The organism is Pseudomonas sp., assembly GCF_030147005.1.
In the GTDB taxonomy this organism is placed as follows: Bacteria; Pseudomonadota; Gammaproteobacteria; order Pseudomonadales; family Pseudomonadaceae; genus Aquipseudomonas.
This window is the reverse complement of the sequence record NZ_JASLAW010000204.1, coordinates 1-14,428: the sequence shown is the minus strand read 5'-3', so window position 1 is coordinate 14,428 and position 14,428 is coordinate 1. Positions and strand designations below refer to the sequence as shown.

9 protein-coding genes and 2 pseudogenes are annotated in these 14,428 nt (G+C 62.2%); 4 read left to right on the top strand and 7 right to left on the bottom strand.

Annotated elements, in window-relative coordinates; translation table 11 throughout:
- Positions 1-307: 307 nt before the first annotated feature.
- Positions 308-961 (top strand): metalloregulator ArsR/SmtB family transcription factor, encoded by a 654-nt coding sequence (locus Q1V60_RS19195; protein ID WP_300633498.1) that lies wholly within the window; start codon positions 308-310, stop codon positions 959-961.
- A gap of 37 nt (positions 962-998) precedes the next feature.
- Positions 999-1,736: a nitroreductase family protein gene (locus Q1V60_RS19190; protein WP_300633496.1), complete on the top strand. Its 738-nt coding sequence runs from the start codon at positions 999-1,001 to the stop codon at positions 1,734-1,736.
- On the opposite strand, the gene Q1V60_RS19185 is transcribed toward Q1V60_RS19190, so the two are convergent.
- From Q1V60_RS19185 to Q1V60_RS19155, 7 genes and pseudogenes are all read right to left on the bottom strand, one after another.
- Positions 1,703-3,133, bottom strand: coding sequence for a TolC family protein (locus Q1V60_RS19185; protein ID WP_300633494.1), 1,431 nt, complete (start codon positions 3,131-3,133; stop codon positions 1,703-1,705). The genes Q1V60_RS19190 and Q1V60_RS19185 overlap by 34 nt on opposite strands.
- Positions 3,130-6,213: a MexW/MexI family multidrug efflux RND transporter permease subunit gene (locus Q1V60_RS19180; protein ID WP_300633492.1), complete on the bottom strand. Its 3,084-nt coding sequence runs from the start codon at positions 6,211-6,213 to the stop codon at positions 3,130-3,132. The genes Q1V60_RS19185 and Q1V60_RS19180 overlap by 4 nt, the downstream gene beginning before the upstream one ends.
- A gap of 21 nt (positions 6,214-6,234) precedes the next feature.
- A complete protein-coding gene (locus Q1V60_RS19175; RefSeq protein WP_300633490.1) occupies positions 6,235-7,341 on the bottom strand; it encodes an efflux RND transporter periplasmic adaptor subunit in 1,107 nt (368 codons plus the stop codon).
- A gap of 36 nt (positions 7,342-7,377) precedes the next feature.
- Positions 7,378-7,878 carry a DUF2165 family protein gene (locus Q1V60_RS19170; RefSeq protein WP_300633488.1) on the bottom strand — a complete coding sequence of 167 codons (501 nt, stop codon included), beginning with the start codon at positions 7,876-7,878 and terminating at the stop codon, positions 7,378-7,380.
- Between the two features lie 274 nt (positions 7,879-8,152).
- On the bottom strand, positions 8,153-10,111 hold the full coding sequence (locus tag Q1V60_RS19165) for a MacB family efflux pump subunit (protein ID WP_300633486.1): 1,959 nt from the start codon (positions 10,109-10,111) through the stop codon (positions 8,153-8,155).
- A gap of 2 nt (positions 10,112-10,113) precedes the next feature.
- Positions 10,114-10,869, bottom strand: a pseudogene (locus tag Q1V60_RS19160) (efflux RND transporter periplasmic adaptor subunit); the annotation flags it as partial.
- A gap of 52 nt (positions 10,870-10,921) precedes the next feature.
- Positions 10,922-11,632, bottom strand: a pseudogene (locus Q1V60_RS19155) (condensation domain-containing protein); the annotation flags it as partial.
- Between the two features lie 469 nt (positions 11,633-12,101).
- Between Q1V60_RS19155 and Q1V60_RS19150 the strand changes: the two are divergent.
- A complete protein-coding gene (locus Q1V60_RS19150) occupies positions 12,102-12,896 on the top strand; it encodes a LuxR C-terminal-related transcriptional regulator (RefSeq protein ID WP_300633484.1) in 795 nt (264 codons plus the stop codon).
- 47 nt (positions 12,897-12,943) lie between these two features.
- Entirely contained in the window at positions 12,944-14,338 is a 1,395-nt protein-coding gene (locus Q1V60_RS19145; RefSeq protein WP_300633482.1) for an efflux transporter outer membrane subunit, read from the top strand.
- Positions 14,339-14,428: the final 90 nt, after the last annotated feature.

The window sequence follows — 14,428 nt, the reverse complement described above, 5'->3', positions numbered from 1 at the left end:
ACTGGCGTCGGTAAGCGGTGCTTGAGACGTAGCGTGCTGTTTAACGGTCCGGAGTCGTGTGCAAATGAATGTTTATCAGCAGCTTCCTAAAAAGCTAGACACGAGCCTAGTCTTTTGTCCTACAAAAGCAAGGCAAAGCTTTTATAATTATTTGCTATTTAAAATTACTTATTAGTTCCTTTTATTTATTATTTTCCTCGGCAGCAAAAATGACTATGCTCATGCCCAATACCCCTTACGCAATGGATGGCGCCAAAGGTCGACGAACTCCAGTGATGCCCTCACTCTCCATGGTTACACGCGATTTATGACTTCCAGACCCGCCGACGATACCCAGTCATCCACTGCTGACCGCATCCTGTTTTTGCTCAAGACACGTGGCCCGTTGAAAACCACCGAACTGGCTTCGCTGCTGGAACTCACGTTTGAGGCGACCCGGCAACAAATCCAGAAATTGCAGGCATCGGAGTTGATCATCGGCATTTCCGCAGCCACCTCCGGGGCGGGCCGGCCTTCGTTGAAATGGGCGCTGACAGACACCGCGCAAAACAAATTCCCCGATTCCCACAGCGTGCTGACCCTGCACCTGATCGAATCCATCGAGGGGGTTTTCGGCAGCGACGGCGTGGAAAAAATCATCACCAGCATGGAAGCAACCAATCGCCAGGAATACGTCCAGGCGTGTTCGCAAGCCTCATCCCTGGAAGAAAAAGTCGCCATTCTGGTGCGCATACGCGAACTCGCCGGCTACATGGCGCATATGGAACCTGCGGGTGAAGGTTGGCTGCTGATCGAAAACCACTGCCCGATCTGTGCCGCCGCACGCAAATGCCAGGGTTTCTGCCGCTCGGAGCTGCAGATATTTCGCGCCGCCATGGGCGACGACACGCTTGTCGAACGTTGCGAGCACCTGATCTCCGGAGACCGGCGTTGCGTCTATAACATCCAACCACGAAACTGACCGCCCCATACTCCAGGCGCCCTAAAGGAATAAGGCCATGACCCCGACCATCGACTTGCTCACCAGCCACCGCAGCGATCGCAGCTTCCATTCCACGCCCGTCAGCGACGCACACCTGGATGCCATCTTGCGTGCCGGTCACCTGGCACCGACGTCATTCAATGCCCAGCATATTTCCGTGGTGGTGGTGCGCGATGCAGCCACCCGCGAGCGCATTGCGGCAGTAGCGGGCGGCCAGCCCTGGATTGTGTCGGCGCCGGTATTTATCGTGCTGGTGGTGGACTTTCACAAGACCGCCGTAGGTGCCGCGCTCAATGGTCAGCAACAGCAGATCCAGCGGCATTTGGAGGGGTTGATCGCTGCGAGCACCGACGGCGGCATCATCCTCAGTACCCTGATGATCGCCGCGCGCTCATTGGGGCTGGGCGTGGTACCGGTGGGCGGCATTCGTGCCAACGCCGAGGCGATGATCGAACTGCTCGGCCTGCCCGAACAGACCTTCGCCCTGTGCGGCCTGGCCCTGGGTCATGTGCACGAGCCGGCGGCGCAGAAACCGCGCATGGGCATCGAAGCCTTCCGTCACGACGAACGCTACAACCCGGCGGCGCTGGCGCCGGCGATCAGTGCCTATGACCAACACCTGATGCGCCATTGGCAGATCATCGGCCGCGCGGACGGCCAGTCCTGGTCAAGCACCGTGGGCCGCACGTATGCACGCAACTACCGGCCCGACCTCAAGGCTCAGTTGCTGGCCAATGGTTTGTCCGCCGATTGACCGCCACTGCCCCAGCCCAACGCCTTGTATAAGGCGATGGCGTTGAGGTAGGACGCCGTCTCGGCGTCGGCCACGTCCTTCTTGATCAGGAAAAACGCGCGCTGGTTTTCCAGCACCGCCATGTAGGTTCCCGAGCCGCTGCGGTAGCGTTTGCTGGCGATGTCGATCGCCTGCTCGGCATGGGTGGCGGACGCCAGCAACGCGCCCAGGCGTGTCTGGTCCTGCGCCAGGCGCATCAACGCATTTTCCACATCTTCCTGGGCCTTGAGCAACGACTGCTGATAGCGTGCCAGGGCACCTTCGGCCTGGGCTTGGGAACCGCGCAAACGTGCGCGTACGTTGCCCAGGCGAAACGCCGGCCAATCCACCGACGGCGCCAGCTCATAAGCCCGGGATGCGCTGCCAAGGTCACCGCCGCGCAGGGCGAAGAAGCCAATGAAACCGCCCAGGTTCAGGCGCGGGTACAGGTCGGCCGTGGCGGCGCCGACGTCTTCGGTGCTGGCGGCCAGCAGACGTTCGGCGCTGACCACATCCGGACGATTGCGGATCAATTGGTCGACATCGCCCAAGGGCAGTTGCCGGGCCAGCGGCGCAAGGAAATGCGCCTTGGCCAGGGCCTGCGGTTGACGCGGTGGCTGGCCGGTCAATACGTCCAGGCGATACCCGGTTTCCTGGATCCGCGTCAGCAACGGTGGAATCGCAGCCTCGCTGAGCAGTAAGTTGGCATGGGCGTTTTGCTGGTCCTCGAATTGGCCGCTGCCGGCGCGTACCTGAGCGCTGCTCAGCGTGAGCGTTTCGCGCCAGGCGCTGACCTGGGCCTGGGCCACCTCCAGGCTGCGGGTCAGGCCTTGCTGCTCGTAGTAATAACGCGCCACGTCGGCGGCGATGCTCAACTGCATCAGCGCCAGGTCTGCCTGGGCCGCCTGCGAGCGCGCCATGGCCGAGGCCGTCAGGCGCTGCAACCGCCCGAACACATCGATCTCCCATTGCACATCAAAGCCGGCGCGATAGGTCTGCGACAGCATCCGCTCGGGTGGCCCGCCGTCGGACGGCAACTGCTGCTCCAGGCTGCGGCCATAGGCGGTACGGGCGGTGACGCCGGGATACTGGTCGAGCCGGCGGTCATCAAACACCGCGCGGGAAGCCAACAGATTGGCCTGTGCCTGGCGGATGTCATGGTTATGCGCCAGCGCCGTGTCGATCAGGCGGTCGAGCTCGGCGTCCTCAAAAAACGACCACCACGAAGCCTGCACAGGCGCCTGCCGGGTAAACAAGGCCTTTTGCGCGGTGACCAGGCTGATCGGCGGGGTCGCGGGCTTTTCGTAGTGCGGCCCGACCATGCAGCCGTTGAGCAGCGTCAGCGCCAGCACGGTCGTGACAGTTTTGCCGGGCTTCATGGTTCGCTCCTCAGGGTTTGCGCCAGGGACTGGGCGCGCGGGGTCGCGGCCGCGACAGAGTGCTTGCGGGCCAACAGGGTGTAGACCGTCGGCAGCACGAACAGGGTGAAGCAGGTGCCGATCAGCATGCCCGACACGAGCACCACCCCCAGGCCGTAGCGGCTGTTGGCCCCCGCGCCCGAGGCGAACAGCAGCGGGACCAGGCCGACCACCATGGCCGCCGTCGTCATCAGGATCGGCCGCAAACGAATTTGCGCGGCCTTGCGTATCGCCTCGGAGCGGTCGAGGTGTTCCTGGATCTGCAAAGCGTTGGCGAATTCGACCATCAGGATGCCGTGCTTGCTGATCAGCCCGATCAGGGTCACCAGGCCGATCTGCGTGTAGATGTTGATCGTGGCGTAGCCCAGCGCCAGGGGAATCAGCGCGCCGCTGATGGACAGCGGCACGGTGATCAGAATGATCAGCGGGTCCATCAGGCTTTCGTACTGCGCCGCCAGTACCAGGTAGATCACGATCACCGCCGCCAGGAACGCCAGCAGCAGTGCATTGCCTTCCTGAGTGTACTGCCGCGCGTCGGACTGCCAGTCGTAGCTGAACCCCACGGGCAACTCGGCGGTGACGCCTTCGAGGAATGCCACGGCGTCGCCCAGGGTGACCCCGGCTGCTGGCACGCCCTGGAAGGTCGCGGCGTTCTGCTGGTTGAACTGGGTCAGCTTGTTGGGCTCGACGTGTTCGGACACCTGGATCACCGTCGACAGCGGAATCAGCGTGCCGTCTTCGGTGCGCACATACTGGCGGGTCAGGGCTTCGGGCGTCAGCCGCTCGCTGCCTGGGCTCTGGGCAATCACATCATAGGAGCGGCCCTCCAGGGCAAAGCGGTTGAGGTAGTTTTCCCCGACCAGCACCGCCAGCGATTCTCCGATGTCCTGCATGCGGATTCCCAGGCTGTTGGCCTTGGCCCGGTCCACCCGCACCTGTACCACCGGGTTGTTGTAGTCCAGGTCACTGTCGACCACCGCGAACAACCCACTGTCTCGGGCCTTCTGCTTGATCTGCTCCATGGTTTCGTACAGCACGCGGTAATCCTGGGAACTGCGCAGCACCAGTTGCACCGGCAGGCCACCGGTGGACCCCGGCAAGGCCGGCAGCTGGAAGGCAAAGATGCTGGTGCCTTCCACGTCGTTGGTGGCCGCTTGCAGGTCGACCTGGATCTGCGCGGCGGTGCGCTCGCGCTCGCCCCACAACGTCAGGTTAATGCCGCCAATGCTCGAGGCGATGCCGTCGCTGCCGTTGATGATCCAGGTGCTGACGGTTTCCGGAAGCCGCCCGTAGACGTCATTCAGCTTGGCGGAAAAACGCTCGACGTACTCGAGGTTGGCATGTTGCGGCGCCTTGATCGCCGTGAGCAGCCCGGCCTGGTCCTCGGTGGGCGCCAGCTCGCGCTGCGGCAACTGGTACAACCACGGCAGGCTGATCATCACCAGCAAGGCAAACATCCCGCTGAGCCAGCGATGCCGCAGCGACAGGTCCAGCACCCTGGCATAACGCAGCGCCAGGCCGTCGAAGACGCGGTTGGCCAGGTGCGCCATGCGCCCTTCCGATTGCTTGGACTGCAACAGGAACGAGCTCATGACCGGCGACAACGTCAGCGCCACCACGCCGGAGACGATCACCGCGCCGGCCAGGGTCAGGGCAAACTCACGAAACAACGCGCCCGTGAGGCCGCCCATCATGCCGATAGGCGCATACACCGCCGCCAGGGTAATGGTCATGGCGATCACCGGCCCCGCCACTTCCCGCGCACCGACCAGGGCGGCCGCCACCGGAGTCTTGCCCTCCTCGATATGCCGGTGCACGTTCTCCACCACCACAATCGCATCGTCCACCACCAGCCCCACGGCCAGCACCATCGCCAGCAGCGTCAACAGGTTGAGGCTGAAACCGAACGCCAGCATCAAAGCCGCAGCCCCCAGCATCGACAAGGGAATGGTCACCACCGGAATCAGCACCGTGCGCAACGACCCCAGGCACAGGTAGATGACGATCACCACGATCAGCAAGGCTTCGAGCAAGGTTTTCATCACCTCGTCGATGGAGGTCTGGATAAAACGCGCGGTTTCAAACGCCAGCTCGGCCTTGACGTCCGGTGGCAGGGTCTTGCGCACGTCCGGCAAGAGTTTCTTGATACCGTCGACGATCACCAGCGGGTTGCCGCCAGGGGTCGGGAACAAGCCCAGGTGCACGGCTGAAACGCCGTCCATGGTGGCACTGGTTTCGCTGGACGCCGCGCCCAGTTCCACGGTGCCTACATCCTTCAGGCGCACCAGGCCGTTGCCATCGTTGCGCAGCACCAGGTCGCGAAATTCATTGACGTTAGTCAGGTCGGTATTGACCCGCAGGTTGGCGACCACAAACAGCCCTTTGACCTTGCCCGGCGCCGCCTGGTAGTTGTTGCGGCGCACCGCGTCGGCCACATCGGCGGCGGTCAGGCCGCGAGCGGCGAGCCGTGCGGGGTCGATCCACAGGCGCATCGCCAGGGTTTGCCCGCCAAATACCTGGACCTTGGCCACGCCCTCGATGGTGCTCATCACCGGTTCCACCACCCGCGCCAGGTAATCGGTCAAGGCCGGGGTCGACAGAGTCGGGCTGGAAAAACCGATATAGGCCACCGCCGTCGACTCACCGGAAGAGCGCTCGATCACCGGGTCATAGGCCTGCTCCGGCAGCCGGAAACGCACCTGATTGACCTTGGCCATCACCTCTGTGAGCGCCTGGGTCGAGTCGCGGTTGAGCTCCATGCGCACCGTGACCACGCTGCGCCCCTGCACCGACGAACTCGACAAGTAATCCACGCCTTCCACCGACGACACTGCCTGGGCAATCGGTTGCGTAACGAACCCCTGCATCAGGTCTGACGAAGCACCGGGGTATTCGGTGGTCACGGTGATGGTGGAGCTTTCCAGCATCGGATACTGGCGGATCGGCAGTTGCAGCAGGGACATGGCCCCCAGCAGCAGGATCAGGATACTGACGACGAGCGCAAGCACCGGCCGCCGAACGAAAATATCGGTGAAAGTCATAAGTGTTCTCTGGGCGAAGAATCAGATGCCCGTCACAGGCGGTTTGGACGCAGGCAGGGCCAGGGTGTCATCGGTCGCCTGCACCGCCATGCCGTCACTGAGCTTGAGTTGCCCGGAGGTCACCACCTGGTCACCCTCATGCAGCCCTTCCTGGATCTGGACCCAACCGTCCTGCCGCTGGCCGATTTTCACCGCCACCCGCTTGACCACCAGCGCGGTGCCCTTATCCGGGCGGGCGAGAAAAACGGTATCGCCATAAGCGGTGTAGGCCACCGCCGTTTCCGGCACGGTCAGTACATCGGCCACTTCGGTATCGGCCACTTTGACGCTGGCGTACATGCCTGGCTTGAGGGGGGCATCCGGCCTGTCCAGCGTGGCCTGCACCTGCACCGTACGCGAGCGGCCGATCATCGGGTCGACGGCACTGATCCGAGCCTTGAACACCCGGCCAGGATAGGCGTCGATCAGCACGCCGACGGTTTGCCCGACGGCCAGGCGACGGCTGAGCTGCTCATCCAGGGAAAAATTGACATAGAGCACCTGGCTGTTGACCAGGCTGACGATGCGGTCGCCGACATTCAGGTACTGACCTTCGTTGACCTGGCGAATCCCCAGCTCCCCGGCGAAGGGTGCGCGGATGGTCTTCTGGGCAATCAGGGCCTGGACTTTTTTCAACTCGCCCTGGGCCATGTCATGGACGGCCCGGGCATTGTCGAGTTGTTCCTGGGTCGCAGCGTTTTCCCTGACCAGTCCGGTCACCCGCTTGCGGATGATCTCGGCATTGCGCACCTGGGCCTGCAGCCGCAACTGCTCGGCCTGCTCCGGGGCATCGTTGAGTTTGACCAGCACCTCGCCGGCCTTGACCTGACGGCCCGACTCGAAGTTGATCAAGGTGATCCGCCCGCCTACCTCGGCGGAAACCTGCACCTGGGAGGCCGCTTCCAGCTCGCCGACACCGGCGAAGTACACATTGGCCGGACGCAATTGCACCGCCCCCAGCGCGACCTTGGTCAACGCGCCGGCCGGGGCATCGGCGGATTGGGCCTGGGACGGCGCGCGCGACATCATCACCACCGCGATGACCGCCACCGGAATCATCACCAGGCTGGTTATCTTCTTCTTGTTCATGGACGTCCTTATCACGATGAGTGCGTTACGCGCGGTTCACAACCAGCTGTGGTTGAACAGCAAGAAGGCCAGCACCGCCCAGATCGACAGCACCAGGTGAGTCAATTGCAAACCCTCCTGGCGAATCCAGTAGCCGAACCACAAGCCCCCCAGCAGCATGGCGAAGACAAATGCCGAAAACGCGCTGAGGGCGAGGTTGAGCCAGGGTCGAGCCGACAACAGACCGTCGCCGAGGACCAACTGATAGCTGCCGGTCCAGGCCGCCAGGGCAGCGACCAATTGCAGGGCCAACACGATCAACAGGGCCAGCTGGTGCAAACGGGGTGAGCGTACAGCCCGCACCAGTATGGGAATTTCGATGGCAGGGCTCTGGCGCAACGGCTCCATGGCCATGGTCGCGCCCACCGCGCCTACCGAGCTGCGAAACGCTTGCCAGTTGTTAAGCACCGCGATGCTCAGCCACAGGCTCAGGCCAACGGCCTGTACGCCCAGAAACACCGACATCGAGTTACCCAGTACCCACGCCTCCCCAGTCATTCAAACCTCCATATTTGCCGAAAGATAAATCAAGCCTCAGGTATTTACACAAGACATTGCTTGGATAATACAACTCAGCCGTTTAAACACAAGATTTATCTTTTTACGGGAGAGGGTTCAGGAAGGCTGAAAACGCCGTCTGGCAAGCACCCGCCGGGCTTCGGCGCAGTCACGCCGAAGCCCGGAAGCGGTTGTGGGGGAATGGGGGTTTGGCGGGGCGCTGAACACGTCGGCCATCGCGGCGACGGCTACTGTTCAGGGCGCAGGGGCGAGTTCAATCCCGTGCCAGCGCTTCGATCGGGTCCAGCCGCGACGCGTTGCGCGCGGGCACGAAGCCGAACACCACGCCGATAAGCGTTGAACAGAACACCGCCGTCAGCACCGAACCCATTGAAAACACCATCTCCCATTCCTTGATGAACACCGAGAACAGGTGGCCGATGGCGTACGACAGGGCAATGCCGATGGCGCCACCGAGCAGGCAGACCATCACCGCCTCCACCAGAAACTGCTGACGAATGTCCGACTGCCGCGCGCCGACCGCCATGCGAATACCGATCTCGCGGGTACGCTCGGTCACGGAGACGAGCATGATATTCATCACGCCGATGCCGCCGACCACCAGTGAAATCACCGCGATCAGCGACAGCAGCAACGCCAGCGAGCGGCTGGTTTTCTGTACGGTCTGCATGATGCTGTCGAGGTTGTTGGTGAAAAAATCCTTGGCGCCGTGGCGCTGCAGCATCAGTTTGTTGACGTTGTCTTCCACCACTTTGCTCGGCTGGCCATCCTTGATGCGCACGCTGATGCTGTCCAGATAGCGCTGGCCCAACAGACGTCCGGCCGCGGTTTCGTAGGGCACCCAGACGTTGAGTGATTTGCTCGCGGCAAACAGGTTTTTATTCTCCGCCGCCACACCGATCACGGTGCACGGCAAATTGCCGATCAGGATCACCTGGCCCAGCGGATCGATCTGCTCGCCAAACAGACGCTGACGGGTCTTGTGATCGATGACCACGACCTGAGCCTGACGCCGCGCATCGCTTTCGCTGAAATGAATGCCCGCCGCAATTTTGATTCCGCGCACCTGAAAATACAGATCGCTGACGCCGTTGACCTGCGCATCGACGTCGATGTTGCGGTAACGCAACAGCAGGTTGCGCCCGACCACCGGCGTCGCGCTGTCGACGTAATACAGCTGATTGAGCGCCGCGACATCGGCGGGCACCAGGGTTTCGATGGCGGCCGAACGGCTGTCGCCGAAACTGGTACCGGAATAGATATCGATAGTGTTGCTGCCGATCGCCTGAATGTCTTTGAGCACATAACGCTTGGCGCCCTCGCCTATCGCCGAAATCGAGACCACCGAGGTGATGCCGATGACGATACCGAGCATGGTCAACAAGGTGCGCATGCGATGGGAAATCAACGCGACCCACGCCATGTTGAACGCTTCCTTGAACAGCCCGAGGCTGGCGACCAGCCGCCGCGCCGCGGTTGCTCGCGGCGCCGCCCGATCGGCGCTCACCGGTGTTTCACTGTCACGTACGTTGCGCCGGTCGCTGAGGATTTCGCCATCGCTGACTTCAATAATGCGCTGGGCATTGGCCGCGACTTTCGGGTCATGGGTCACCAGAATCACCGTGTGCCCGGCGGCGTGCAGCTCCTGCAGAATGTGCATCACTTCCTTGCCACTGGTGGTGTCAAGAGCGCCGGTCGGCTCATCGGCGAGGATCACTTCACCGCCGTTCATCAAGGCGCGAGCAATACTCACACGCTGCTGCTGGCCGCCGGAGAGCTGGCTGGGCCGATGTGTGAGGTGCCGTTCCAGGCCCAACCGCGCCAACAGTTCACGGGCGCGGGCATGGCGTTGCGGCTCTGGGGTTCCGGCGTAAATCGCCGGGATCTCAACGTTGTGCATGGCGCTGAGGTGGGGCAGCAAGTGATAACGCTGGAAGATGAAGCCGAAGTAGTCGCGGCGCAGCTCCGCCAGCGCCTCGCTGTCGAGATCACGGGTTTCGCGGCCGTTGATCCTGTAGCTGCCGGCGGTGGCGTAATCGAGGCAGCCCAGGATGTTCATCAGGGTCGACTTGCCGGAGCCGGACGCGCCGATAATCGCGACCATTTCGCCGGCATGGATCGTCAGGTCGATGTCTTTCAACGCAAGGAATTCGCGGTCACCCGCGGTGAAACTGCGCGTGATTGCGCTCAGTTGCAGCAGGGCCTGGGCCATGATCAGGCCCCCGCCACAGCGGATACCGGTTCACCGATCACCACCCGGTCGCCCTCAACCAATCCGTCGTTGATCTGAACCTTGACGTTGTTGTTGATCCCGACCCGCACAACGCGCGCCTGGGCCTGGCCCTTGGCGTCGAGCACGCGCACCGGAAAGCTGCCGTCGCTGTTGCGCGCACCGAGCGCCGCCACCGGAATGGTCAGCACGGAGGTGGCCGTGTCGAGCACCACCCGCACCTGCGCAGTCATGGAAATGCGCAGGCGATGATCCGGGTTGGGCACCTCGAACAGCGCGTTGTAAAACACCGCCGTGTTTTGCTTCGCAGTACCGGCCGGCGCGGTTTCGAGGAAATTCTGCGGTGCCGGTTCGGTGCCGCGCAGTTTGCCGTAATAACGTTTGTCTTCGCCAAGAATGGTGAAATACACCTGCTGCCCCGGCGCGATGTGAATCACATCCGCTTCCGACACTTGCGCCTTGACGGTCATGGTGTCCAGATCGGCCAGCTTGAGCAGGATCGGCGCCAACTGGTTGGCGATCACGGTCTGGCCTTCCTGCGTGACGATGCCGACCACATCGCCGTCAATCGGCGCAATAATCCGCGTGTACGCCAGATTGACCTTGGCGGTGTCGATCTGGATATGCGCACTCTTGATCTGCGCTTCGAGTGACAGCAGGTTGGCCTGCTGCACTTCGTAGTCCGATTGGGCGGTTTCGAAATCCTGGCGCGAGATCGAAGCGTCCTCCTGCAAATTCCGGCTGCATACGCTGATGCAGTAGCGCGGGCATGGCTTGCACATGGGCCTGTGACGGTCTCGCTCCTTGGCCGCCCCCCTGACGATGGCGCGGCAGCAGCAGCGGCTCCGGCGGCGAACGGTACTTGCCGAGCCAGTAACTGCGGTCGCGAGCGTACCGATCCGAGCCCTGATAGCGTGTGTCGTCTGCAATGAAATCGACATAGGACGGCGCCGAGATCGAGGGTGATTGTCCCTCGCTCAGCGCGCTGTATATTTCACCCAGCGACTTGAGCATCTGGCCAAAGCCCCAGCCGTCGAGAATCAAGTGATGGGCCTGGGTCGCCAGCCAGTGGCGCTCATCATCCAGACGAATCAGGCAAAAGCGAAACAACGGCTGGCCGTCCAGGTGATAGATCTGCTCCATCTGTTGTTGCACCAATGCCCGCGCTGCCGCTTGCGCTTCGTCAAGCCCGCGAAGGTCAAACAGCGGCATCGCCACCGCCATCGTCCGGGCAAAAGTTTGCAAGGGCAGCCCATCAGCGCCGGCGCCCGGCAGCAATATCGTGCGCAAGGCATCGTTGCCCGCGACCAGACAATTCAGCGCCGCCTGCATCAGGGCCTGATCCAGCGGGCCATTCAGCTCTACGTATCCGCCAATGTTGTACATCGGTGAATCACCGCGGCTGAGTTGATCCAGCCAGATATCCCGTTGGGCGGCGGTCAGCGCAAAGGTTTCGCAAGGCGCGGACAGATCGTCCGCTGCGGGGGCTGAAGTGGGCTGCATAAGATCCATCTCATGTGATTTTCCGGGTATTCAAGCATCGGCCCTGTTCCCGGCACGACACCTGAAACCCGGACAAGCGCAGCGCCCCTGCCCCGCTTTCCCCGAAAGCCCGCTCCAGGACGCGCCTATGCCACGTCGCTGAAGCAAGGGCTGAAAAATCTGTAGGAAAAACGCCATGATTTAGTAGTGCTTTTCGCTGGATCACCGGCTGAGCAAAGGCTTCATCTGCCGACAGCGCGGGGGGTTGGCGTGCTTCCCCCGCCATTGACGACGTTTAAACGCGAGCGCCTGCGGTGGGCATCCTGGCGGGAATAGTGGCACTTTGTGTCCCTGCTTTCCCCTACAGACGCAGGGCAAATGTACAGATTTAATTCGCTGTAGATCACTTCAAGAAGAAGTGATTGCGTGGCAGCTTTTGCGTAACCGGCAGACGAAGCGGTGATGACTCTGAACCAGGGATGAGAAGGATATGAATCTGACCGGTTGTATTCGCACGATGGAAAACCCGCATTTCTACTGGCAGCTCGGAGAGCTGATAGCCAGCACCGGCGACGATCAGTTCGCCAACAACATGTTCCAGTTGGTTGACACGCTGGTGCCGATCAACCGTCTGGACCTCAGTGAGTGGACATTGGACGAGCGCCAGGCCAGCGTGATCGAGATCAAACCGCTGGGCAGTGCGGGCCAGCCCCTGGCCGGCGATTGCCGCGCAGCGATCGAGCGGCCTCACGATCATCCGCTCCTGCAGAAAATGATCGAGATGAGCGACTCGCTGCTGATTCAGCTGAAAGCTTCGCCGTTACCGCGCCATCCGCAACACGGCGTGCATCAGTGCAATCTGGTGTCGCGTATCGCCAATCGTCGTTGCGTGATTTCGGTGTACCGGCCGCATACCCAGCGGGCGTTTTCCCTGCCGGAGCTGGCGTTTCTCAAGAGCCTGTCCGACACCTTGCTGCCGCTGATCGAACGGCATGCGCAAATGACCCGGCAACGTCTCGCCCGGCAGCCTCATCCGGCGCTCGCGGAGCTGGACCAGGCGCCACTCGCGCAAATCTTCGATGAACGGCTGGCGCAGAGCGATATCGTCCTCTCGGCCCGCGAGAAAGAAGTCTGCCTGGGCCTGCTGACCGGCGCCACCGTGCCGCAAACGGCGGAAAAACTGCGGGTCAAGAACAGCTCGATCGAGACGTATCTCAAGCGTGCCGCGGCGAAACTGAGTGTCAGTGGGCGCCATGGGCTGGCGAAATGGATGGCCGGGGCTTGAACTCATCTCGATCTCTACAGTGCCTGCGGCTGAAACGTGGCTGTGCAATGACCGCGTTACGCTTTTCCCTGCTATCGACGGTTATGCTGATGGCCGGGTGTTCGTTGATTCCGGATTATCAACGTCCGTCGTCGCCGAGTGCCGCGCAATACCCGATTGCAACGCAGCCAGCCGCGCGCCGTGAAGACTGGCGCACGCTGTTCAACGACCCGGCCATGAAGCAACTGATCGAAACGGCCCTGGTCAATAATCGCGACCTGCGTGTGGCGGCGCTGAACGTTCAGGCATTCCAGGCGCAATACCGCATTCAACGCGCCGACCGGCTACCGGCGGTGTCGGCCAACGCCAACCAGTCGCGCCAACGCATGCCGTCCAGCCTCACCGGCGGCGAGGCGCAGATCACTTCGGCGTCTGCGGTCAATCTCGGCATCAGCGCTTATGAGCTGGATTTCTTCGGCCGGGTGCGCAGCCTCAGCGAACAAGCCTTGCAGAGTTGGCTGGCCACTGAATACGCGCGGCGCAGCGCCGAGCTGAGCCTGGTGGCGAACGTCGCCAATGCTTACCTGACGTGGCGCGCCGATCAGCAATTGCTTGAGCTGAGCCGCAACACGCTTGCCGCCGACGAACAGAGCCTGCGCCTGACCACGCGCAACCGCGAGGCTGGCAAGTCCTCGGCGCTGGAGCAGGTGCAGGCGCAGACCAGCGTCGACAGTTCGCGGGTCAATGTGGCGCGCTACCAGCGCCGGGTTGCACAGGACCTGAACAGCCTGACGCTGCTGGTCGGTGCGCCGGTTTCGGCGCACTTGCCGGCGCTTCCCATCGCCAGCGAATGGGTGTCGCCTGTACCGGCCGGGCTGCCGTCGGACTTGTTGCAACGGCGTCCGGACATTCTCCAGGCCGAATACCGCCTTAAAGCCGCCAACGCCAATATAGGTGCAGCGCGCGCGGCGTTTTTCCCCAGCATGAGCCTGACGGCCAATGCCGGCACGGCCAGTCGCGATCTGTCGGGGTTGTTCAGCGCAGGTTCCGGCGCGTGGACATTCCAGCCGCAGATCAGCCTGCCGATTTTCAATGCCGGCGCCCTGCGTGCGAGCCTGGATTACGCGAAGTTGCAGAAAGACGTCGCCGTCGCCGAGTATGAAAAGTCGATTCAGACGGCATTTCAGGAGGCCGCCGACGGGCTGGCGGCGCGCAGCACCTACGAGCAGCAACTCCAAGCCCAACGCGATTTGGTGCAGGCCACCCAGGATTACTACAACCTGGCCCGGAACCGTTACCGCAACGGCGTCGACAGCAGCCTGACGTTTCTGGATGCGCAGCGTTCGCTGTTCATTTCGCAACAAGCTTTGATCAGCGACCGCCTCGCGCAGCTGATGGCCGAGGTCAATCTCTACACCGCGTTGGGCGGTGGCTGGCAAGCTGACGAGCCGGCGGCGCGGTGATCTTCGGCAATTTCAAGACACTTCTACCCCATTCAGACGCGAACAGGCCTTAACGTTAAGCCATTCCCTTAACGTCTTCCAAAATGAATT

Bases quoted from the DNA above. Each gene is read 5' to 3' on its own strand.
- Q1V60_RS19195 (WP_300633498.1), top strand. From the start codon at position 308: ATGACTTCCAGACCCGCCGACGATACCCAGTCATCCACTGCTGACCGC.
- Q1V60_RS19190 (WP_300633496.1), top strand. From the start codon at position 999: ATGACCCCGACCATCGACTTGCTCACCAGCCACCGCAGCGATCGCAGC.
- Q1V60_RS19185 (WP_300633494.1), bottom strand. From the start codon at position 3,133: ATGAAGCCCGGCAAAACTGTCACGACCGTGCTGGCGCTGACGCTGCTC.
- Q1V60_RS19150 (WP_300633484.1), top strand. From the start codon at position 12,102: ATGAATCTGACCGGTTGTATTCGCACGATGGAAAACCCGCATTTCTAC.
- Q1V60_RS19180 (WP_300633492.1), bottom strand. From the start codon at position 6,213: ATGACTTTCACCGATATTTTCGTTCGGCGGCCGGTGCTTGCGCTCGTC.
- Q1V60_RS19165 (WP_300633486.1), bottom strand. From the start codon at position 10,111: ATGGCCCAGGCCCTGCTGCAACTGAGCGCAATCACGCGCAGTTTCACC.
- Q1V60_RS19145 (WP_300633482.1), top strand. From the start codon at position 12,944: ATGACCGCGTTACGCTTTTCCCTGCTATCGACGGTTATGCTGATGGCC.
- Q1V60_RS19175 (WP_300633490.1), bottom strand. From the start codon at position 7,341: ATGAACAAGAAGAAGATAACCAGCCTGGTGATGATTCCGGTGGCGGTC.
- Q1V60_RS19170 (WP_300633488.1), bottom strand. From the start codon at position 7,878: ATGACTGGGGAGGCGTGGGTACTGGGTAACTCGATGTCGGTGTTTCTG.